Origin of the sequence: Ornithinibacillus proteolyticus, from assembly GCF_039581225.1 — a bacterium.
In the GTDB taxonomy this organism is placed as follows: Bacteria; Bacillota; Bacilli; order Bacillales; family Amphibacillaceae; genus Ornithinibacillus; species Ornithinibacillus massiliensis.
On sequence record NZ_JBCPXV010000028.1, the window covers coordinates 1 to 20,803 of the forward strand.

Sequence of the window (20,803 nt, forward strand, 5' to 3'; positions counted from 1 at the left end):
ATGAGGTTGATAGGTCCGAGGTGGAAGCGTGGTGACACGTGGAGCTGACGGATACTAATAGATCGAGGACTTAACTAACTTATTTGATATCGTTTGTTTACTCTTATTTAGTTTTCAGGGTATAATTTATAAAAAACCTTGCATTTCTTTTAAGAAATGAATATAATAGAACTTGTCTTGATTTTAAGAAATTGTCTGGTGATGATGGCGAGAAGGTCACACCTGTTCCCATACCGAACACAGAAGTTAAGCTTCTCAGCGCCGATGGTAGTTGGGGCATTGCCCCTGTGAGAGTAGGACGTTGCCAGGCAGGATAAGTCAGTAAAACACCCCGAAAGATATCGTAATATCTTTCGGGGTGTTTTTGTGTATAACCAAATATAATGGCGATAGAATGTTAGTAGAATAATTCATCATGCTTTGCGAACTGGAACAGAACTTTTCTTAAAGAAGAAATAGAATCGCTTGAAGCAATGCTGAAGGATGGATACCTATATCTGGATCAAGGAATCAGAACTAAATTCAACTAAACCGCATTATATTCTTTTGAAGCATGTTGAAAATGAATAGCATCCTTTATTTTTTGCTTAACTGTTTCTTGATCATGTGATAGAGCTTCTTTATAAATTTTTCTTTGGTTTTCATTGTTACAAAATCGAATTTAATTTAAGTAATCAAATTATATAGAAAAAGCACGCCCATCTTGAAGGCGTGCTTACTAAAATTGGTTATGCCATGCCGAAAGGTCCAAGCTTCTGAGTGTTTCCTCCACCATTTCCACTCATGCCCGCCACGAATGGGAGCATTTTTGAAATGGCTTGGCCGAAATTTTGGTTGTTTTTAGTCATCGTATAATACGTTGCCGCTCCAACTCCAACGGAAGCGAGAATTGGTAACCATTTTCCTTTTGTTTGCACTCGAAACCAACCCTTTCTGTGCTAAAGTATTTGTCCCCAATACATGATTAGAATTCCCTAATAGAGTAAAAAAATAAGAGGAATCAACTACCAGGTGAAGACGTTTCGAATGCAGCATTCATTCCAGCAAGCCTACCGGTGACTAACGCAGATGTAATATTATATCCCCCAGTATAACCATGTATATCTAAAATCTCCCCACAGAAATATAATCGGTCCATCATTTTCGATTGCATTGTATTAGGGACGATTTCCTTAATCGAAACACCTCCGCCTGTTACGAATGCTTTTTCCAGTGGTAGAGACCCATTTACTGTATAGGTGAAATGTTTAAAACCTTGTACAATGGAACGGAGTGTTTCCTTTCCAATATTTGCTGCCTTCTGATCCTCTTTAACGTTATTCTTTTCGAGGATAAAGTTTAGAAATCTTTCTGGAACTACTCCCTTTAATATATTTTTAATTGCTTTTTTAGGATTTTCTGCAATCGTTTCAAGAAGTTCCTGGTACAGTTCTTCCTCATGCTTGTCTGGCAATACATCTAGGTGCATGGTTACTAATTTTTTCCCTTTCATAAGCTCTTTGACAACAAATTGAGAGCATCGTAAAACTGCTGGTCCCGATACACCGAAATGAGTAAAGATCATGTCCATTTTATGTGTGATGATCGGTTTATTTTTATCGTTTAGAACAGAAAGGGCAATACTTCTTAAAGAAAGACCTTGTAATTTCTTTTGTTTAATAAATTCTTCAGTAGAGGTTAAGGCGACTTCTGTTGGGTATAATTCTGTAATCGTATGACCTGCCTTTTTTGCCCATGCATAGCCATCTCCAGTTGACCCTGTATGAGGAACGGCTTTTCCACCAGCTGCAATCACTATCGCACCTGTTTCAAATTTATCACCATTTTCAAGAATGACGGTATGTGCACTTTCTCCATAGTGTATCGCTTTCACAGGTGTATTTAGCTTTACTTCTACACCAAGCTGGTCCATTTTATTGATTAATGCTTGGACGACATCTTTTGCAGAGTTAGATACCGGGAACATACGTCCATGATCTTCTTCCTTTAGTGCAACACCAAGTCCTTCGAAAAAGTCGATAATGTCGTAATTATTAAAGACTGAAAAAGCACTATATAAAAACCGACCATTTCCCGGGATATGCTTAATAACTTCGTCTTGAGGAAGGCGGTTGGTAACGTTACATCGACCACCACCAGATATAGCGAGTTTTTTTCCTAATTTATTTCCTTTTTCAATTAGCATGGTTCTAGCACCATGTTCAGCTGCAGCGATAGCAGCCATTAATCCTGATGGTCCACCACCAATTACTATTACGTCATAATTCAAGCGTACTCATTCCTTTCAACTGTTAATTTTAACACTTTACACTTGATGTACTCAATTTTTAGCTGGAAAAATGTCATGTTTTGCAGCTTTGTTATCGTTAAAACTGATATTTTTGATATGGAAGAAGGTTTAAGTGCTTTTCTATCCTTTTTAATAATATAATGGTAAACGAAATGTATATAATTGTAAGTTAAGGTTATCTATCGGAACGGTAGTATGTTAAAATAGGCTTATTGTGATATTTTAAATTGTAGATGCAGGTGAAAAAATGTCAAAATCAACAATCGTAAGGGGTGCTTTCCTGTTAACGGGGGCGTCTTTTTTATCGAAGTTTTTAGGAATGATATATGTAATACCCTTTAATGCAATGGTAGGGCCAGAAGGTGTTGCTCTTTATTCATATGCTTACCTCCCGTATAGTATTTTAATTACCATAGCCACGGTCGGTATTCCGTTAGCAGTATCGAAGTTCATATCGAAATATAATTCCTTAGGGGATTATTATACTGGAATGCGAATGTTTAAAACCGGTATGTCACTAATGGCAGTTACAGGTATTATTACATTTCTTGCTCTCTTCTTTAGTGCGGAGCTAATTGCAAATCTAATCATTTCAGACGATGAGTTACATAATACTGTGGAAGATGTTACGATGGTCATTCGTATGGTTAGCTTTGCTTTAATTATTACTCCTTCTATGAGTATTATGCGAGGCTTTTTTCAAGGAAATCAATCGATGGGACCAACAGCAGTTTCTCAAGTTATAGAGCAAATTGCCAGAATCGTGTTTTTATTGGTAGCAGCGTTTCTTATTATCTATATATTTAATGGAACAACGACCACTGCAGTAGGCTATGCAACATTTGCTGCATTCATAGGTGCCATTTTCTCTTATGGTGTCTTGTTAATCTATTGGAAAAAACGTAAACCTTTTATCGATAAGAAACTCGCGGAACAAAAATCGGTACATGATATACCAAAAAAAGAGTTAATGCGAGAATTATTACGTTATGCGGGACCTTTTGTTATTGTTTCTCTTGCTATTCCACTGTTTCAAATAGTTGATACAGTTACGTTTAATCGAACAATGGTAGCAATTGGACAGGGGGAAATCTCTGAGGCGTTATTTGGGTCGATTTATTCATTAAGTCATAAGCTAGTCATTATACCAGTTACAATAGCAACAGGGTTATCTTTAGCTGTAATGCCAGTTGTCACGTCCTCCTTCACCCAAGGACAAAAGCCGCTATTAAATAATCAAATTAACCAGGCACTCCAAATTATACTGGTACTGGTTATTCCAGCATCATTTGGATTAACCATGCTCTCATCAGAAGCGTATGGTACCTTGTTTGGCGGATTAGAAACATTGAATCTAACTGGACCTTTACTCGGTTGGTATGCGCCTGTTGGCATTTTATTTGCATTATTGACTGTTACAGCGTCCGTTTTACAAGGAATCAATCAACAAAATCATGCAGTATTTAATTTATGTGCTGGATTTTTATTTAAAGTGCTCTTTAATATACAGTTCATTCATATGTTTGGTGCAAAAGGATCTATTTTTGCTACTGCGATTGGTTTAGCTATTGCAGTAGTGTTGAATCTCATCCGTATAAGAAGTACAGTAGGATTCCAGTTTAAACCAATCGTTAAACGCACCATGCTTACGGGGATTTTTGTTATCATCATGTGGATTGTGATTTTATTGGTTAAATTAATTGTGGGAGCAATATTCCCATATGAAGAAACGAGACTGGGATTAATGCTTATGCTATTCCTAGGCGTTTCAATTGGTGGCTATGTATACCTATGGTTTGCATACAAGTCTACATTATTAGAGCGGGTATTTGGAGAAAGAGTACGTATTTTAGGGAAGATTTTCAGGTAGCTTTGAGGTGTTAATATGAGAATAGATAAATTACTTTCCAATATGGGTTACGGTTCCCGTAAAGATGTGAAAGCATTAGTGAAGAAGAAACGGGTTACGTTAAATGAAACAGTTGTTAAGGATAGTGGTCTAAAGGTTGATCCGAAGAAAGACATAGTCAAAGTGGACGATCAGGTTGTCATCTATAAACCATTCATTTATCTGATGATGAATAAGCCTCCTGGAGTGGTCTCTGCGACCGAGGATCAGCGTGATAGGACGGTAATTGATATACTAACACCAGAGTTACAACATTTTAACCCTTTTCCTGTTGGACGATTAGATAAAGATACAGAAGGGTTATTAATACTAACTAATGATGGTCAATTAGCTCATCAATTACTTTCACCAAAAAAAGATGTGGGAAAAACATATTATGCTAAAATATCGGGGATGGTAACCGATAAAGAGGTTGAGCTGTTTTCAAATGGAGTTACATTAGATGATGGCTATAAGACAAAACCAGCAAAGTTAACCATCATTGCTTCTGGTGATATTTCCGAAATTGAAATAATCATTACAGAGGGGAAATTTCACCAGGTGAAGCGAATGTTCGAAGCTGTCGGAATGAAAGTTATCTATTTGAAGCGATTAAGTATGGGGGAGCTAAAGCTGGATTCTTCTTTAAGCTTAGGGGAATATCGTGAGTTGACTGAAGAAGAACTTTCTTATTGTCAATTTATTAAGTGAGGGATATAAATGGGACAAATTCCACATTATTTTATCGCTATACCGGTTTCAACTGAATTAAAAGAGACATTCTTCACCTGGCAAGAGACGTTGAAGCAAAATGTGTCTTATAAAGTATGGCCACATCAAGAAGACCTACACATTACATTGAAGTTTCTCGGGGCTGTTGAGGAGCAGCAGCTAAAACAGTTGCGAAATAATTTAGCGACCATTCCCCATCCTACATTTACCTTATCCGTAGGCGGGGTTGGAACCTTTGGAAAGCATGATACCCCCCGTGTAATTTGGGCTGGTGTAGAAAAAAATACAGAACTTGAAGGGTTATTTCGAAAAATTGAATCCGTTGTAACGGAAATTGGATTTCCAAGCGAAAATAGACCTTACAGACCGCATATTACACTAGCGAAGAAATGGTTAGAATCGTATCATTCAAGCGCTCTAGATGAAGTGAAGGAACAATTTGCAGCCGATTATTTTCAAATGAATGTAGATGAGTTTGTAATGTATCAAATTCATCCGTCTAAATCACCAAAATATCAGATTGTGGAATGTTATCGGTTGAAGAGGGGGTAATCCATTGGCCCAGTTAATTAAATTACAAAATTACATTACACGATATGAATGGGATATTTATCGTTATCCGAGTCAATTTATTCGATATAAACAAGATAATTGGAAGAAGCTTTTAAACTTATGGAACAATCCTGAGCTCTTGTCGACGTTGTCTGACATAGAAGAAGAGCAAAAAAAACCATCGAAATGGAATTTGTTTCAAAGAAAAAAAGAACAAGAAGAAGTAGAAGCTACAAAGCATGACGTTATGCTTCCAAATACGGAAGAAGAGCTTAAGCATTATTTCTTGAATCAACTTATTCCATTTCAGTTTAAATGGGCTACATCAACTATATCTAATGTTTCTTTTGTTGCCCCAAAATATTATAAAGACGAATTGCTTCACTATTTTTTAAAACGATTTCCAGATACCTATTTCGTAATGTATTATCCTGTTTTCGAGATACGGAAGGCGCCAGTTGAAGGGGAGATTATACTTATTAGTCCATTAGGTATCGAAATCATTTATGTATTGGAAGAAAATCAGAATACAATGATTACCGCATCGGATGATAGAAGCTGGGTCTTGGAGAACGGTGTCAAAAGCAAGAAGCAGTTAAGTCCAATCTTTGCACTAAAGCGGACGGAGAAGATTGTGAAAGGCATATTAGATAAATATGATATTTCATTTCCTGTACATAAGGTCGTCCTCTCCCGGACAAATATCATCAATTTTTTAAAAGAACCATATCATACTAGAATTATAGGAAAACATGAATATGATCAATGGTTTCAGCAAAAAAGATCGCTTAATTCCCCATTAAAAAGTGTTCAATTAAAGGCAGCAGAGGCATTGTTAAAACATTGCCAATCATCGTATGTAAAGCGGCCGGAATGGGTGGACGAGGATGAATTTGACGGTGGAATGAAGGAAGAAGATGGTTAATATTTTCATGGAAGGATGTATCTGAAGTAGATGCGCCCAAACGGGAGAAGGATAAGCCTAATAAGTAGAAGTATGTACCCGGGTGAGTAGTAGATGTGCCCAAGGGAGAGCAAGATGCCCCCGAATGGGAATTAGATGCGCCCAAGTGAGAGCAAGATGAGCCCAATAAGTGGAAAGATGCGCCCGAATGGGAATTAGATGCGCCCAAACAAGAGATAGATAAGCCCAATAAGTAGAAACATGTACCCGAGTGGAAAATACATGCGTCCAAACAAGAGAAAGATAGTCCCAAAAAGCTGAAACATGTACCCGAGTGGAAAATACATGCGCCCAAACAAGAGAAAGATAGTCCCAAAAAAGCTGAAACATGTAATGCAAAAATTCAACCCCATGTTCTACTGGTGTTAGTTATTCGTGGTATTTCTAAATGGAAAGTGTTAGGATTGTTTTTAACTGTTTTTATTGGGAAGCATATTTCATTTAAAGAAGTAGATTTATATCATGTGAGTCTCAATAAAAGCGAATAAGGCAATTAGTTTTCAAGTTGATGGGCAAATAGAAGTATGTAGTTCGTGTGAAATTGCTAAAGATAAACAAGCTATCCAAATAATGGGGACTATTTTTTCTTAATAAATAGGATAGACAACTTGAAAATAATGATAGAATTCGATAATCTATTAACATGTTTGTAATTTTTGTTGATTATTTTTTGATATGGGGAATGTATGATGGAATGGTTTAAGAAGGTTTTTGGTGAAGAATGGGAAATTACGCCTGCTGGTGGACTAACTGGGGAGGCTTATTTTGCCAAAAAAGATTCGAAGCAACTTTTTCTTAAACGAAATTCATCCCCATTTTTAGCAGTATTATCAGCTGAAGGGATTGTTCCTAAGCTCGTATGGACAAAACGATTAAACAATGGTGATGTGGTAACTGCTCAAAAATGGTTAGAGGGAAGGGAACTTAGACCAGCCGAAATGCAATATCAACGTGTAGCTGATCTACTTCATAAAATTCACCATTCCACTGAATTATTGCATATGTTGCTACGCTTAGGAAAAAAACCTATTACAGCCGATGATTATATACAATCAATTGAAAAGCGTTTAAATGCTAATCGAATCGAGAATGCCACAGTAGAAATTAAAGATGGTTTAGCTTATTTAAATAACTATTTACCGATTGCTAGACAACATAATCAAACGGTTTGTCATGGAGATATGAACCATCATAACTTACTGCTAACGGATGATGGTCAGTTATATTTAATAGACTGGGATAATGCTATGATTGCCGATCCGATTTTAGATTATGGTAAGGTTCTGAATTCCTATATTCCAAAAGAGAACTGGAAAGAATGGCTAGAGCAGTATGGTATGGAACTAGATAAACCGTTTTTAATTAGAATGTATTGGTACTTAATTGTTGACGCGCTTTCTTTCTTAGCCTTTCATTATGAGCGAAATGAAATGGATAAGTATGAAGAGCGTCTGATTGCGTTAAAAGAACTTAATTTACAAATGAGATTATTGTAAATTATTTTGTTCAATGGTGGAAATCCAATTAGTAATATTATCCTTATTGGTCAGAATATGCTCCTCTTGATTTTGAACACTTTCTCCTTGTCTACCGTAATTGTAGATTTCCGGTAAAAGCTGTAAGAGTTGTTCATTAGATATGGAGTTATTTGCTATCATGGATTTTACTAACCTTTTTATTTGTTGATATTCAGATACTTGAGCACAACATTCAGTTTGTTGCTCATCTAAAATGTCTAATAATAATTCTAGTTGATGATTTACTGTCAATGACATGTGACTTCACCTCATGGAATAGTATTCGATAATTTAATAAAAATATGTAAAAGTAGTAGAAAGAGGTGTCCTCTATTGCGTCAGCGTAATAAACCTTGGGCCGATGATTTTTTGCGTGAAAATACGCATTTAGTAATTCCTAATCCAAGTGAACATAAAAATAAATGGAAGGAACTTTTTGGAAATGACAATCCAATACACGTCGAAGTTGGTACAGGAAAAGGTCAATTTATTGTAGGGATGGCCAAACAATACCCTAATATTAACTTTATCGGTATTGAGCTTTCCAAAAGTGTTATCGTAACGGCTGCAGAGAAGGTTCAAGAATCAGGGCAATCCAATATCCTGTTAATTCAAGAAAATGCAGAGAATCTTAACGACATTTTTATGGAAAATGAAGTTTCAACCATATACTTGAATTTCTCCGACCCATGGCCGAAAAATCGTCATGCCAAGAGAAGGCTCACTTTCCGTACATTTCTAAAACGATATGAAGCAGCATTGGCTTCTAATGGAGAATTAATCTTTAAAACAGATAACCGAGGTCTCTTTGAATATTCGTTAGTTAGCTTTTCCGAATATGGTATGCTATTAAAGGAAATCAGTCTTGATTTGCATAAGGATCATGATCCAGAAAATGTCATGACAGAATATGAAGAGAAATTTTCTGCAAAAGGTCAGCCAATATACCGGTGTAAGGCAGTTTTTCGAGAGGAGTAGCAACTCCTCTTTTTTTAATTATTGGACGATGGATAAATTAGAGAAAGGGTACAGGATGAAAGAGAAGCTATTTGGAAGAGGCTAGAAGTAACAGTAATTAAGCCTCATTTGATAGCGTTTGCAAGATGATGCACCTTCCTATACACTATTATTAGGAAGGATGAAGGGGGAGATTGGATGGAGAAATTACAAGTAGGCCGCGCTACTTTAACTTGGTTAAGTGGAGGAGTGAATCACTTAGATGGTGGTGCCATGTTTGGTGTTGTACCAAAGGCCTTATGGTCCAGAAAGTATCCAGTGAATGATAAAAATCAGATAGAACTAAGAACTGATCCGATTTTACTGCAAATTGATGGTCAAAATATGTTAATTGATACAGGTATGGGGATTGATAAATTAACAGAAAAACAAAAGCGAAACTTCGGTGTGCTTGAGGAGTCGATGATTGAGAAATCGTTAGCTGAACTTAATTTAACCACTAATGATATTGATACAGTATTGATGACCCATTTACATTTTGATCATGCTTGTGGATTAACAAAAAAAGTAAATGAAACATATGAATCCGTATTCCGAAATGCAAAGATTTTTACTTCACAAGTGGAATGGGATGAGATGAGAAACCCAAATATTCGCTCCGTGAATACATATTTGGAAATGAACTGGAAGCCCATCGTCGATCAGGTAGAGCCTTTTCACGAAGAAATTGAGATTGTCCCTGGCTTAAAAATGGTTCATACGGGTGGACATAGTGATGGTCATTCCATTATCGTATTCGAAGATAAAGAGGAAACGTTTATTCATATGGCCGATTTAATGGCAACGAATGCCCATCAGAACAAGCTGTGGGCGATGGCCTATGATGATTATCCAGTAGCTTCTGTCCATCAAAAAGAAAAATGGATGGAATATGGTTATCAAAAGCAGGCATGGTTTACGTTTTATCACGATGCATTTTACCGTGCTATTAAATTTAACCAACAAGGTGATCAAACAGATGTCGTGGAAAGAGAGCGATATGAGTATTAACTAAAATTCAGAAATACCACGTATTTTTAGGTATTAAAAAAGTAGCCTAGCAAAGCTGTAAGGCTACTTTTTCATGTACATTAAACCGATTCTACGACGTCAATGACGGCACCAGTGTCTGCATCTGCATAAAATTCGTATTGTTTATTCTGTCCATCAATACTACGTGTAACACCACCACGATATGCATTGTACTGTAAGCCATTTTTTTCAATTGGCTCAGGCTTCATATAAATCCAAGAACCACTAATTGGTCCTTGCTTTTTGAATGTTTCTTTGGCGTATTTCAATGCCTTTTCAGGTGTTATCTTTTGATATTGATCGATTTGCTGCTTTGCTAAGTATCCAGCAGCAAAGCCTACACCAGCTGCTACGACAGTTTTTTTCCAACTCATCTTCTCACCTCATGCTTTAAACTTTTTTTCACATGTTAGTCTAGTTTTTAGTATACCGTAATTAGAACAAAATAGAAAATATTATTGAATTGTGGAAACAATTTAGTCCTTTCGGTATACTTAAGAAGTAGTGAGAAGGAATGGAGGGTTACATAGATGAATCAGGAAACATTACAATTATTTAAAACGTTAACAGAATTACAAGGTGCACCTGGTAACGAACATCCAGTTCGTGCTTTCATGAAAAGTGAGCTTGAAAAATATGCAGATGAAGTAATTCAAGATAACCTTGGTGGTGTATTTGGAGTTAAAAAAGGAAGCGGCCCTCGTGTAATGGTTGCAGGACATATGGACGAAGTGGGCTTTATGGTAACACAAATTACGAAAGCTGGACTTATTCGCTTCCAAACATTAGGTGGCTGGTGGAGTCAAGTATTACTTGCTCAGCGAGTACAAATTATGACAGAGAATGGACCAATAATAGGTGTTATTAGTTCCATCCCTCCACATAATTTAACACCAGAACAACGTAATAAACCTATGGATATTAAAAATATGTTAATTGACATAGGTGCTGATGATAAAGAGGACGCAGAAAAAATCGGAATTAAACCAGGACAAACCATCGTGCCAATTTGCCCATTTACACCGATGGCGAATGAAAAGAAGATTTTAGCTAAAGCATGGGATAATCGTTATGGTTGTGGACTTTCTATTGAACTATTAAAAGAATTACAAGGTGAAACACTCCCTAACGAATTGTATTCTGGAGCAACCGTACAAGAAGAAGTAGGATTAAGAGGCGCGAAAGTTGCAGCGAATATGATTAATCCCGACATCTTCTACGCACTGGATGCATCGCCTGCCAATGATATGACAGGAAGTGAAAGTGAATTTGGTAAATTAGGCAAAGGTGCTTTATTACGTATCTTTGATCGTTCGATGATTACACATCGGGGAATGCGAGAATTCATTTTAGATACGGCGGAATCTAATAATATTCCATATCAATATTTCATCTCCCAAGGGGGAACTGATGCAGGGAGTGTACATCTTTCAGGTAATGGCGTACCATCTGCAGTTGTCGGTATTTGCTCACGCTATATCCATACAGCAGCATCTATTATTCATGTGGATGATTACGCTGCTGCAAAAGAACTGTTAGTAAAACTAGTAAAATCTACTGATCAAAATACGGTCGATACGATCCGCAAACAATAATGAAATAGCAAACCAGCTACTCGTCCTAATGAGTAGCTGGTTTTTTTGATTAAAAAGGACATTACAAGTTTATATTTACATGTTTAAACGTATGGTAGCTTACATAAAGCAGTGAATAATTGCATTTCTTCTTGATAAAGCTAGGTACATAAGTATGCATATTTGTACCATCCTTCGAGAAAAAACAGCCATGTCATCCATACCGCGACAAAGTTAGTTTTCAAGTATCTTGAAGTGAAGATAATTGTAGCATATGATTTTAAGTGGAAGTTAGACACATATAACAATGAAAGGGAGAGATATAATGGCAAAGTCAACCATTAAAGTTAAGGTTCAACAATTTGGTAACTTCCTAAGCTCTATGGTATTGCCAAACATAGGTGCATTTATTGCATGGGGACTAATTACCGCATTATTTATAGCAGATGGCTTCTTTCCAAATGAAAGCCTTGCCAAACTAGTTGACCCAATGGTCTTTTACTTACTACCATTATTAATTGGTTATACAGGTGGTAAATTGATTCATGATCAACGAGGTGGTGTCGTAGGTGCAATTGCAACAATGGGAGTTATTGTAGGGGCACCAGATACACCGATGTTTTTAGGAGCAATGATTATGGGACCGCTTGGTGGTTTCGTAATTAAAAAGTTTGACCAAGCAATCGAAGGTAAAGTCAAATCAGGATTTGAAATGCTAATCAATAACTTTTCAGCTGGTATTCTTGGTGGATTACTTGCAATTCTTTCATTTTTAGCTATCGGCCCAGCTGTAAACGGATTCACACAATTGCTTGTTTCGGGAGTAGATTGGTTAATAGGTGTAGGTCTGTTACCATTAACTAGTATCTTCATCGAACCTGCAAAAATTCTATTCTTAAATAATGCAATCAACCATGGAATCCTTTCTCCAATTGGTTTAGAACAGGCGAGAACTGTAGGACAATCCATTCTGTTCCTATTAGAAGCAAACCCAGGACCAGGTCTTGGTGTGCTATTAGCCTTTATGCTGTTTGGGAAAGGTACTGCAAAGCAATCAGCACCAGGGGCTGGAATCATTCATTTCTTTGGGGGTATTCATGAAATATACTTCCCATATGTACTGATGAAACCTATGCTGTTAATTTCCGTTATTCTAGGTGGTATGAGTGGTATTTTCACACTAGTATTATTAGGCGGAGGTCTACAGGCTCCTGCTTCTCCAGGTAGTATCTTTGCTATAGCAGCTGTTACACCAGGGAAAGCAAGTGTTTATTTTGCCAACTTTGCAGCAGTATTCGTAGCAACAGCCGTTTCCTTTATTATTTCTTCATTTGTGCTAAAATCAAGTAAACAAGATGAGGATAATATTGAAGAGGCAACGAATAAAATGCAAGAAATGAAAGGGAAGAAAAGCTCTGTTGCAGGAGCATTGCAATCTAAAGCAGGAACTCTTCCAGAAAAAGTAAATAAAATTGTTTTCGCTTGTGATGCTGGTATGGGATCAAGTGCAATGGGGGCTTCCTTACTACGTAAAAAAGTAAAAGAAGCAAATCTAGATGTGACAGTTACCAATTCAGCTATTAGTAATTTAACCAATGACGCACAAATTGTTATTACACAAAATGAGTTAACACCACGTGCTAAAAGTAAACTGCCAGATGCTTATCATATTTCGGTAGATAACTTCTTATCCAGTCCAGAATACGATAAGTTGATTGACCAATTACAAAATGGTGTTACGAAAGAGCAAACAGAGTTAGTCGAAGAAACCGTAGCAGAGGTAACAGATGTAGATCATAATCAAGATGATGATTTATTACGAGAGGAAAATATTTTCCTAAATCAAGAATTTGCTACGAAGGAAGAGGCAATTCGTTTCGCAGGTGAAGTACTAGTGAAAGCTGGTTACGTTGAAGAAAGCTATGTTGATGCGATGATTGATCGTGAAAAGCTAACATCAACGTACATGGGAAATAATGTTGCCATTCCACATGGTACAGAAGAGGCGAAAAAAGCTGTATTACGTTCAGGGTTTACCGTGCTTCAAGTTCCTAATGGGGTTGACTTTGACGGTCAAGAAGCCAAGCTTATCTTTGGAATAGCTGGTAAGGACGGTACACATTTAGATATTCTTTCTGGTATTGCTATTGTTTGCTCAGATGAGAAAAATGTGGAACAAATGGTACAAGCCAAAACAGCCAAAGAATTGTTAACGATTATTAATAGTAAATAAAGTAGAAAATGAGTAGAAAGATGGTGAATAACTGTCTTTCTATTCGTTATTTTTGTTCAGATACATCTCAATTAACTAGAAACGAGTGGGTAGCATGTTTATTACGTCAAGAGAAAAATCGATCATTGATTTAGTAATGAAGACGTCAGGTAAGCACACACCACAATCACTTGCTAGCTATCTCCATGTAAGTGTAAGAACGATACAGCGTGATTTAAAGGCTGTCGAAAACATCTTGAAATCTTTTGAATTACTATTAAAGCGGACAACCAATGATGGATTAATGATAGAAGGAAAGAACGAACATATTTTCAAATTAATGCAGCAGCTTTATTATGTACATCCAACAGATGAAACACCTGAGGAAAAAAAGCTGCAGCTGTTAATTATCTTATTACATGAAGGATCGTTTTTTAAAATTAAGGTGTTAGCACATCAGCTAGGGGTGAGTGTGACAACTCTTGCATCCTATCTAGACGACTTAACCAGCTGGCTAGACAAATTTACGATAGACTTGTCGAGAAAAAGAGGCGTTGGCGTTAGTATTACAGGAAATGAAGCAAATAAACGGCGTGCTTTAGCAACCTATCTATTGTTTCATTTTCATGAAGAATTATTAGAAAGCTTATATATTCTGATGAAGGATATGGAATTAGAGGATTCTGTTCTTGGTTATTTTCCTCCTGACTATTTGATGATCATTGATGAGCTAGTGAATCGTATGTTTGAGAAAGGTAAAATGCGGTTAGCTGATAATGATTATTTAGGACTTGTCGTTCACATTGCGATTACGCTTAAGCGAGTAGAGAACAATTTTTTACTAGATGAACCAATAGGAGAAATAGAGGAAGAAGAAACAATAAATGCTTTTCAACTCATGGATCAGCTATGTGAAGAGCTAAAATCTAAATTATCCATTCCATTAACCGAGAGAGATGTGCAATATCTAGCTGTGATACTAAAAGGTTCTAAGCTGCAAGATTCAGATACAATTGCTTATGACCGCATTATGCTCGGACAAATTATTAATAATATCATACAGGATGTATCTAGCCAATTACATGTGGATTTAACGCGAGATTTTTCATTGTTCCAGGGGTTGTTTGCCCACATGGAGCCTTCCATATTTCGTTTAAAACATCAAACAGGCTTGTTCAATCCGTTAACAGCCCAAATAAAGAAGAAATATCCTGTATTGTTTATGGCAGTTCGAAATAGTCTCGAGAAGGAAATTCCGGAGATTCGCTTTCCGGATGACGAAGTTGCATTTATCGTTCTTCACTTCGGTTCCGCCTTATTGATGAACGAAGAGAAGCCTACTATTCATGGTGTAGTTGTCTGTCCTACAGGGATTGGTACATCTAAAATGTTGGCCAGTCGTATTAAAAAGGAATTCCAGGAGATTGATACTATAGAAGTTAAAACGATTAAAGAAATGCAACAATCAAATGTAGACGAATTTGACATTATTATTTCCACTGTTCGGTTACCATTTGATGAGGTTCATTATATTCTTGTCTCCCCATTATTAAGTGATGAAGACATACAAATGATTCGTAGCTATTTACAGAGTAATCTTCAACAATTTACAGGAAAAAAAGAGTATGTAAAAATTAGGGATAAAGAGATGAGACAGGAATCATCAAGTTTATTAGATGTTTTACAGGAAATGAAAGACGTTCAGACTGGTATTGAAGCAATTCTTAATAATTTGCGTATATATCGAAAGAGTAGTCCAGACTATACATGTGTACTGAAAGAAATGGTAATAGAACTGGAACAAGAATCCTTAATTACAGATGCTGATGTCGTGTTTCAGAAGCTTTTAGACAGAGAAAAAATGGGAGGTCTTGGGATTCCGCATACGAATATGGGACTATTCCATTGTCGGGATGACAGTATACAAGAGCTTATCTTTCAAATATGTCATTTAGACAATCCTTGTGTAATTAAGGGAATGGATGGAAAAGAAGTTACATTGAAGCACTTATTGTTAATGCTATCTCCTGACAAACTTAGCATAAAAGAACAAGAAATACTAAGTTTAATCAGCACAAGTTTAATTGAAACGGATACAGCTTTAATGATCTATTCTTCCTCTAATGAAGAAATGATAAGAGGTAAATTAGAGGATTTATTTTCAACCTACTTACAAAATAAATGGATAAAGGAATGATAGAAGTGAAACAAGCAGTTCATTTTGGTGCAGGTAATATTGGTAGAGGATTTATTGGAGCCTTATTTTCCAATTCAGGATATCATGTAACCTTCGTCGATATTGCAGATCAAATTATTAATCAATTAAATGAACAAAAAAGCTATCAAGTAATTCTTGCAACAGATCAACAAGAAACAACTACAATAAACCATGTCTCAGGACTGAACAATATGACACAGGAGCAAGAAGTCATCGAGGTTATCACGAATGCGAGCTATTTAACGACCGCAATCGGTCCAAATATCTTACCGAGAATTGCGCCGTTAATTGCACGTGGAATCTCGGAAAGAGTATACCAAACAGATGAGCCATTATATGTCATTGCATGCGAAAACCAAATTGGTGCTACTGATATTTTGAAAGAACATATCTTGGATAATCTTGATGAAGATACGAAAGAAAGGTTAGCTGGTAAAGTATTTTTCTTTAATTCTGCTGTTGACCGTATTGTTCCAATCCAAAAGAATAATACGTCACTTGATGTGTTAGTGGAGCCATATTATGAATGGGTTGTAGAAACAGAAGCTGATATTCCACACGTAGAAGGCATGACGACAGTTAAAGAGCTAGCTCCATTTATTGAAAGGAAACTATTTACGGTTAATACAGGACATGCTGTGATCGCTTATCTTGGTTACTTAAATGGAAAATCAACGATTGATAAAACATTAGCCGATGAAGCAATCGTTAATAAAGTAGAAGCAACATTAAAAGAGACCGGTGATTACTTGGTTAAACAATATGGTTTAGACAAAGAGGAACACAGTAAGTATATCCAAAAGATTATCGATCGATTTAAAAACCCGCATTTAAATGATGGTGTCACTAGAGTAGGACGTGCCCCTCTTCGTAAATTAGGGCCAGAAGATCGCCTTGTTCGTCCAGCAACAGAAGCACAAAAGGCCGGCTTACCGTATACAAATCTAGCTCAAGCAATCGCTGCAGCGCTATTATTTGATTATCAAGAGGACGAAGAAGCAGTCAAACTTCAAACGATGATTAAAGAAAGCGGAATTGCTAAAGTGTTATCAGAAGTTAGTAACTTACCAGAGGACAGTGAAATTACCCAAGAAATTATAAAACAATATGATGCACTAAAATAATAGTATACTCGGAAAAATAGTAAGATATAGTAGAGGCTGGGACAAAACGAAAACAAAGGTAATAAAAACGAACCATTACCACATTAGCCACGGAAATATACGGAGACTCCTGTGGGAGGAAAGGGTTTGATGTGCTAACTTTCATGTTCGGTTTATCCTATGTTAGAAATAGTTTTGTCCCAGGCTCTTTTTATTTAAATGGTTACATGGTATGGTAAAATAATATTTTAGGAAAAGGAAGGATAGTAAAAGGAGATTTTGACATGAAATTTATCGTCGGTTCGAAAAATCCAACCAAAGTAAATGCTGTATCCAGTATATTTCCAGACCATGAAGTAATGGGTATAGAGGTTCCTTCTCAAGTATCTACTCAACCATTTTCCGATGAAGAAACTTTAGAAGGCGCAGTCAACCGTGCAAAACAGTGTGCAAATATTGAAAATAACAGTATTGGCATTGGATTAGAAGGTGGCGTAATGTATGTCGGTGACTGGCTTTATTTATGTAATTGGGGTGCGCTAGTTACGCCAACAGGGTCTATATATACGGCTAGTGGTGCAAGGGTGCTATTACCAAAAGAAATGGAAAAACCGCTAAAGCAATGGATAGAGCTTGGGGTAATAATGGATCAATATGCCAATAAAACTGGAGTATCTAAAAAAGAAGGTGCTATTGGTATATTTACTAATAATCAATTAACCCGCGAGGAAATGTTTGCCCAAGTCGTTACCTTACTTAAAGGTCAGTGGGAGTATTGGCAGAATAAATAGGGGGACTGCCCCTATTTATTCATAGATATATGCTAGAACTTCTATAGCTTGATCTATCGTTTCTACGGTTACATTGGCTTTGTTGGAAAGCTCTTTTAATGGATGAATTAGACTTTCTGGGCGAATAATAATAGTAGGCTTATTCATTGTAATTGCCGCACTTACGTCTATTGCCGTATTCCATTGTTTATATTTTTCTCCAAATAAGGCAATAACGATATCTGCTTTTTGCAGTAAGACTTGTGTTCTAAAATTATTAATACTGGAGGCGGCATCATCTCTATACAGGTTGTTAGGCTGTTTTCCTAAAATATCCTCTCCAATATCATCCGAACGATCATGGTTTGTTTGTGGACCTACAAACTTTAAAGGTAGTTTCACTTCTCTCGCTTTGCTGACAATCTCTTCTCGCCAATTATCATGAATTTGCCCTGCTAAATATACGATAAGTTCCATCTTTTTACCTCCATAATTTATTTATGTTAAGTTAATACTATCGGATTATAACTAGAAATAAAAGTGATACGACTAACGTTTCTACTTGAAATATCTTGAATTAATAGTAAGATAAGGGGTAGAGTGTTTGCAGGTCTATAGTAGGAGGAAACGGAAACATGCCGAAGATAACATATATCGTATGTATTATATTATCCGTATTCGTCATTGCCATAACTGTATTTAGTTTTCAATCAGAAGAGTCAATTATTGCACAAGCCGGAGAAAAAGCAGAAGAAGTTTTCTACAGTGAAGATATTCCCGAGGATAATTATGAAGGAGAATATTTTTCTTTCTATTTACCAGCTAACATGAATGTAGAAGAAGTAGATATGTTTAATGCTATCGTACATGGTGGGGATCAGCCATTACTTGTCTTTTATAATACATTAGAAGATAATCGAAGCCAGCTGAATTATGAAGCTGCAAAAACAGAGGATGTAGTATTATTAGAATCCTTTTCTGGGGACGATAAATTCGGCTATATTCGCCTTCTTCATGAAGATGAAAAAATGGGATATGAATTACAGATCGGTGTTGGAGGAGTAAAATTAACAACATTTACAAGTAAGAATAAAGCAATCACCGATTCGGAAAACCTTATGAAAATAGCGCTATCTATTGTTGAATAGATAAAAGACTGAGATATACTAGATGGTAAACTAAAAAATCCATACGATTAATTAACATGAGCTTCAGGCTTGTAGTTCTAAAGCCTTTCGTTATCAATTTGTAATCAATTGGATTTTCTGTGTTTAAATTATCTACTATGTTTCAGTTTTTTGTTTATTCTTTAGGTGAAATAGTTGAACAGAAACCTAATCATAGCTATCATAAGAAAGTAAAGGCAAAAAAGTAAGCCATTATGCCGATAAGTTATAGGAGGCTTTTTTATGAAAATGACCAGTCTTAAAATGAAAAAAATCCTAGAGGAAAGGCTGTCAGATTCTAATTTTAGTATAAAATACAATAGAGAACAGGATACTTTACGTGTTGAGTGGAAGAGTTCCAATCAAGGTGTAACGATTAAACTCCCCAATATAATTGGTAAGTATAACGAGCGTGGTGAACAAGCTATAGATGAGCTTGTTGAACATATATCAGAATCCTTAAAAATAATGAATCAGTCTTATACCCTGAATGGGATGGAAAAACATATCCTTCCGGTTGTTCGTTCCACTTCATTTCCAACTAGTTCTAAGTCGGGTAGTGAACTTTTATATAAAGATCATACAGCAGAAACGAGAATCTTTTATGCGATTGATTTAGGGAAGTCCTATCGATTAGTTGACCAAGCGATGCTAGAACAGGATGGCTGGACAGAAAAGCGAATTGATGAGATTGCTACTTTTAATTTACGTTCGTTAGATACGACGTATAAAGTAGATACGGTAGCAGAGAATGATTTTTATTTCTTTGCACAGCAGGATGGATATGATGCTAGTAGAATTTTAAATGAATCGCTATTAGAAGACATGAAGAGAAAGAGTAAAGGGGAATTAGCTGTTGCGGTACCACACCAAGATGTTTTGATTATAGCAGACATTCAAAACAAGACAGGGTATGATATACTTGCACAGATGACGATGAAGTTTTTTACAGAAGGTAGAATTCCCATTACCTCCTTACCATTTATTTATGAGGATAAGAAGTTAACACCGATATTTATTTTAGCTAAAAATAGACCAGAAAAATAATAGTAGAAAGAGTGAGTTTGATGGACGTATTTTATAATCCTAATGGAATTGGTGATGTATTAATCATTCCTTTAAAAGAAACCGATGATCGTTATCGTATAAGTCATGAAACAATCGGACCAGTAACAAGAATTATAGATAGCAATCAAGAAGTATTAGGCTACAATATTGCTGATGCTTCGAAGTATTTTGAACTAAAAGAAACTGGTAAGATTCCATTAACTAATGAACTATTAGATAAAGTGAAGCAAGTATTTGCAGATCATAACATCGATGATGCACTAGACTTAGACCTTAGTCCGAAGTTTGTTGTAGGTTATGTAGTAGAGAAAGCACAACATGAGAATGCGGATAAATTGAGTGTATGTCAAGTAGATGTAGGGGATGAAGTACTACAAATCGTATGTGGCGCACCAAATGTGGATAAAGGACAAAAAGTAGTTGTTGCCAAAATTGGAGCTACTATGCCTAGTGGTTTAAGAATCAAACCAACTGAGCTTCGAGGAATACCTTCTAATGGAATGATTTGCTCGCAAAAAGAGCTAGGAATTCCCAATGCTCCAAAGGAAAAAGGAATTTATATCCTAGATGATTCCTATTCAGTTGGTCAAGCTTTTACTGTATAATAGAAAGCAACCTATGTTTGACAGCTTAGGTTGCTTTTTCATTTAAGATGAGAAAATTATTAATTTTTAATGAATAAGAAAAGTTTTTCTAGTAAAACGAGATGATATTAGAAATT

20 protein-coding genes and 1 rRNA gene are annotated in these 20,803 nt (G+C 36.2%); 16 read left to right on the plus strand and 5 right to left on the minus strand.

Going from position 1 to position 20,803, the window contains the following annotated elements; translation table 11 throughout:
- Window positions 1-194 precede the first annotated feature (194 nt).
- Window positions 195-310 (plus strand): 5S ribosomal RNA (gene rrf, locus AAIB49_RS13270).
- 418 nt (window positions 311-728) lie between these two features.
- Here the strand turns inward: rrf and AAIB49_RS13275 are convergent.
- On the minus strand, window positions 729-917 hold the full coding sequence (locus AAIB49_RS13275) for a hypothetical protein (protein ID WP_186871300.1): 189 nt from the start codon (window positions 915-917) through the stop codon (window positions 729-731).
- A gap of 83 nt (window positions 918-1,000) precedes the next feature.
- Complete coding sequence (locus tag AAIB49_RS13280; protein WP_343458299.1) at window positions 1,001-2,269, minus strand: BaiN/RdsA family NAD(P)/FAD-dependent oxidoreductase; 1,269 nt, start codon at window positions 2,267-2,269, stop codon at window positions 1,001-1,003.
- A gap of 268 nt (window positions 2,270-2,537) precedes the next feature.
- Between AAIB49_RS13280 and AAIB49_RS13285 the strand changes: the two genes are divergently transcribed.
- From AAIB49_RS13285 to AAIB49_RS13305, 5 genes are all read left to right on the plus strand, one after another.
- On the plus strand, window positions 2,538-4,160 hold the full coding sequence (locus AAIB49_RS13285; protein WP_343458300.1) for a putative polysaccharide biosynthesis protein: 1,623 nt from the start codon (window positions 2,538-2,540) through the stop codon (window positions 4,158-4,160).
- Window positions 4,161-4,175: 15 nt separating this feature from the next.
- Window positions 4,176-4,889: a pseudouridine synthase gene (locus AAIB49_RS13290; protein ID WP_343458301.1), complete on the plus strand. Its 714-nt coding sequence runs from the start codon at window positions 4,176-4,178 to the stop codon at window positions 4,887-4,889.
- A gap of 9 nt (window positions 4,890-4,898) precedes the next feature.
- Entirely contained in the window at window positions 4,899-5,462 is a 564-nt protein-coding gene (gene thpR, locus AAIB49_RS13295) for an RNA 2',3'-cyclic phosphodiesterase (RefSeq protein WP_343458302.1), read from the plus strand.
- Window positions 5,463-5,466: 4 nt separating this feature from the next.
- Complete coding sequence (locus AAIB49_RS13300; RefSeq protein WP_343458303.1) at window positions 5,467-6,387, plus strand: NERD domain-containing protein; 921 nt, start codon at window positions 5,467-5,469, stop codon at window positions 6,385-6,387.
- Window positions 6,388-7,115: 728 nt separating this feature from the next.
- Window positions 7,116-7,922 (plus strand): phosphotransferase, encoded by an 807-nt coding sequence (locus AAIB49_RS13305; RefSeq protein WP_339214238.1) that lies wholly within the window; start codon window positions 7,116-7,118, stop codon window positions 7,920-7,922.
- Here the strand turns inward: AAIB49_RS13305 and AAIB49_RS13310 are convergent.
- Window positions 7,914-8,201 (minus strand): YtzH-like family protein, encoded by a 288-nt coding sequence (locus tag AAIB49_RS13310; protein ID WP_339214239.1) that lies wholly within the window; start codon window positions 8,199-8,201, stop codon window positions 7,914-7,916. The genes AAIB49_RS13305 and AAIB49_RS13310 overlap by 9 nt on opposite strands.
- 75 nt (window positions 8,202-8,276) lie before the next feature.
- On the opposite strand from AAIB49_RS13310, the gene trmB reads away from it, so the two are divergent.
- Window positions 8,277-8,921: a tRNA (guanosine(46)-N7)-methyltransferase TrmB gene (trmB, locus tag AAIB49_RS13315; protein ID WP_339214240.1), complete on the plus strand. Its 645-nt coding sequence runs from the start codon at window positions 8,277-8,279 to the stop codon at window positions 8,919-8,921.
- A gap of 177 nt (window positions 8,922-9,098) precedes the next feature.
- A complete protein-coding gene (locus AAIB49_RS13320) occupies window positions 9,099-9,950 on the plus strand; it encodes a YtnP family quorum-quenching lactonase (protein WP_343458304.1) in 852 nt (283 codons plus the stop codon).
- Between the two features lie 80 nt (window positions 9,951-10,030).
- Here the strand turns inward: AAIB49_RS13320 and AAIB49_RS13325 are convergent, their stop codons facing one another.
- A complete protein-coding gene (locus AAIB49_RS13325) occupies window positions 10,031-10,345 on the minus strand; it encodes a PepSY domain-containing protein (protein ID WP_339214243.1) in 315 nt (104 codons plus the stop codon).
- Window positions 10,346-10,501: 156 nt separating this feature from the next.
- Here AAIB49_RS13325 and AAIB49_RS13330 point away from each other — a divergent pair, with 156 nt between their 5' ends.
- The 5 genes from AAIB49_RS13330 (at window position 10,502) to AAIB49_RS13350 (ending at window position 17,869) form a co-directional block, all read left to right on the plus strand.
- The gene (locus tag AAIB49_RS13330; protein ID WP_186871311.1) at window positions 10,502-11,566 is read left to right on the plus strand and encodes a M42 family metallopeptidase; all 1,065 of its coding nucleotides are present in this window, start codon (window positions 10,502-10,504) and stop codon (window positions 11,564-11,566) included.
- A gap of 304 nt (window positions 11,567-11,870) precedes the next feature.
- On the plus strand, window positions 11,871-13,778 hold the full coding sequence (locus tag AAIB49_RS13335) for a PTS mannitol transporter subunit IICBA (protein ID WP_343458305.1): 1,908 nt from the start codon (window positions 11,871-11,873) through the stop codon (window positions 13,776-13,778).
- 94 nt (window positions 13,779-13,872) lie between these two features.
- The gene (locus AAIB49_RS13340; protein WP_343458306.1) at window positions 13,873-15,954 is read left to right on the plus strand and encodes a BglG family transcription antiterminator; all 2,082 of its coding nucleotides are present in this window, start codon (window positions 13,873-13,875) and stop codon (window positions 15,952-15,954) included.
- A gap of 5 nt (window positions 15,955-15,959) precedes the next feature.
- Window positions 15,960-17,099: a mannitol-1-phosphate 5-dehydrogenase gene (locus tag AAIB49_RS13345; RefSeq protein ID WP_343458307.1), complete on the plus strand. Its 1,140-nt coding sequence runs from the start codon at window positions 15,960-15,962 to the stop codon at window positions 17,097-17,099.
- Between the two features lie 263 nt (window positions 17,100-17,362).
- Window positions 17,363-17,869 carry a DUF84 family protein gene (locus tag AAIB49_RS13350; protein ID WP_343458309.1) on the plus strand — a complete coding sequence of 169 codons (507 nt, stop codon included), beginning with the start codon at window positions 17,363-17,365 and terminating at the stop codon, window positions 17,867-17,869.
- Window positions 17,870-17,884: 15 nt separating this feature from the next.
- On the opposite strand, the gene AAIB49_RS13355 is transcribed toward AAIB49_RS13350, so the two are convergent.
- Window positions 17,885-18,325 (minus strand): YtoQ family protein, encoded by a 441-nt coding sequence (locus tag AAIB49_RS13355; protein WP_343458310.1) that lies wholly within the window; start codon window positions 18,323-18,325, stop codon window positions 17,885-17,887.
- 158 nt (window positions 18,326-18,483) lie between these two features.
- On the opposite strand from AAIB49_RS13355, the gene AAIB49_RS13360 reads away from it, so the two are divergent.
- The 3 genes from AAIB49_RS13360 (at window position 18,484) to ytpR (ending at window position 20,687) form a co-directional block, all read left to right on the plus strand.
- Window positions 18,484-18,996 carry a hypothetical protein gene (locus AAIB49_RS13360; RefSeq protein WP_343458311.1) on the plus strand — a complete coding sequence of 171 codons (513 nt, stop codon included), beginning with the start codon at window positions 18,484-18,486 and terminating at the stop codon, window positions 18,994-18,996.
- Between the two features lie 261 nt (window positions 18,997-19,257).
- Entirely contained in the window at window positions 19,258-20,061 is an 804-nt protein-coding gene (locus AAIB49_RS13365) for a DUF1444 domain-containing protein (protein WP_343458312.1), read from the plus strand.
- A gap of 20 nt (window positions 20,062-20,081) precedes the next feature.
- Window positions 20,082-20,687 (plus strand): YtpR family tRNA-binding protein, encoded by a 606-nt coding sequence (ytpR, locus tag AAIB49_RS13370; protein WP_343458313.1) that lies wholly within the window; start codon window positions 20,082-20,084, stop codon window positions 20,685-20,687.
- The last annotated feature ends 116 nt before the right edge of the window (window positions 20,688-20,803 follow it).

What these genes read in the sequence shown, in the direction of transcription:
- AAIB49_RS13325 (WP_339214243.1), bottom strand. Translation starts at nt 10,345, where the DNA reads ATGAGTTGGAAAAAAACTGTCGTAGCAGCTGGTGTAGGCTTTGCTGCT.
- AAIB49_RS13310 (WP_339214239.1), bottom strand. Translation starts at nt 8,201, where the DNA reads ATGTCATTGACAGTAAATCATCAACTAGAATTATTATTAGACATTTTA.
- ytpR (WP_343458313.1), top strand. Translation starts at nt 20,082, where the DNA reads ATGGACGTATTTTATAATCCTAATGGAATTGGTGATGTATTAATCATT.
- AAIB49_RS13365 (WP_343458312.1), top strand. Translation starts at nt 19,258, where the DNA reads ATGAAAATGACCAGTCTTAAAATGAAAAAAATCCTAGAGGAAAGGCTG.
- AAIB49_RS13290 (WP_343458301.1), top strand. Translation starts at nt 4,176, where the DNA reads ATGAGAATAGATAAATTACTTTCCAATATGGGTTACGGTTCCCGTAAA.
- AAIB49_RS13305 (WP_339214238.1), top strand. Translation starts at nt 7,116, where the DNA reads ATGGAATGGTTTAAGAAGGTTTTTGGTGAAGAATGGGAAATTACGCCT.
- AAIB49_RS13340 (WP_343458306.1), top strand. Translation starts at nt 13,873, where the DNA reads ATGTTTATTACGTCAAGAGAAAAATCGATCATTGATTTAGTAATGAAG.
- AAIB49_RS13350 (WP_343458309.1), top strand. Translation starts at nt 17,363, where the DNA reads ATGAAATTTATCGTCGGTTCGAAAAATCCAACCAAAGTAAATGCTGTA.
- AAIB49_RS13320 (WP_343458304.1), top strand. Translation starts at nt 9,099, where the DNA reads ATGGAGAAATTACAAGTAGGCCGCGCTACTTTAACTTGGTTAAGTGGA.
- AAIB49_RS13330 (WP_186871311.1), top strand. Translation starts at nt 10,502, where the DNA reads ATGAATCAGGAAACATTACAATTATTTAAAACGTTAACAGAATTACAA.
- AAIB49_RS13335 (WP_343458305.1), top strand. Translation starts at nt 11,871, where the DNA reads ATGGCAAAGTCAACCATTAAAGTTAAGGTTCAACAATTTGGTAACTTC.
- AAIB49_RS13355 (WP_343458310.1), bottom strand. Translation starts at nt 18,325, where the DNA reads ATGGAACTTATCGTATATTTAGCAGGGCAAATTCATGATAATTGGCGA.
- AAIB49_RS13360 (WP_343458311.1), top strand. Translation starts at nt 18,484, where the DNA reads ATGCCGAAGATAACATATATCGTATGTATTATATTATCCGTATTCGTC.
- thpR (WP_343458302.1), top strand. Translation starts at nt 4,899, where the DNA reads ATGGGACAAATTCCACATTATTTTATCGCTATACCGGTTTCAACTGAA.
- AAIB49_RS13285 (WP_343458300.1), top strand. Translation starts at nt 2,538, where the DNA reads ATGTCAAAATCAACAATCGTAAGGGGTGCTTTCCTGTTAACGGGGGCG.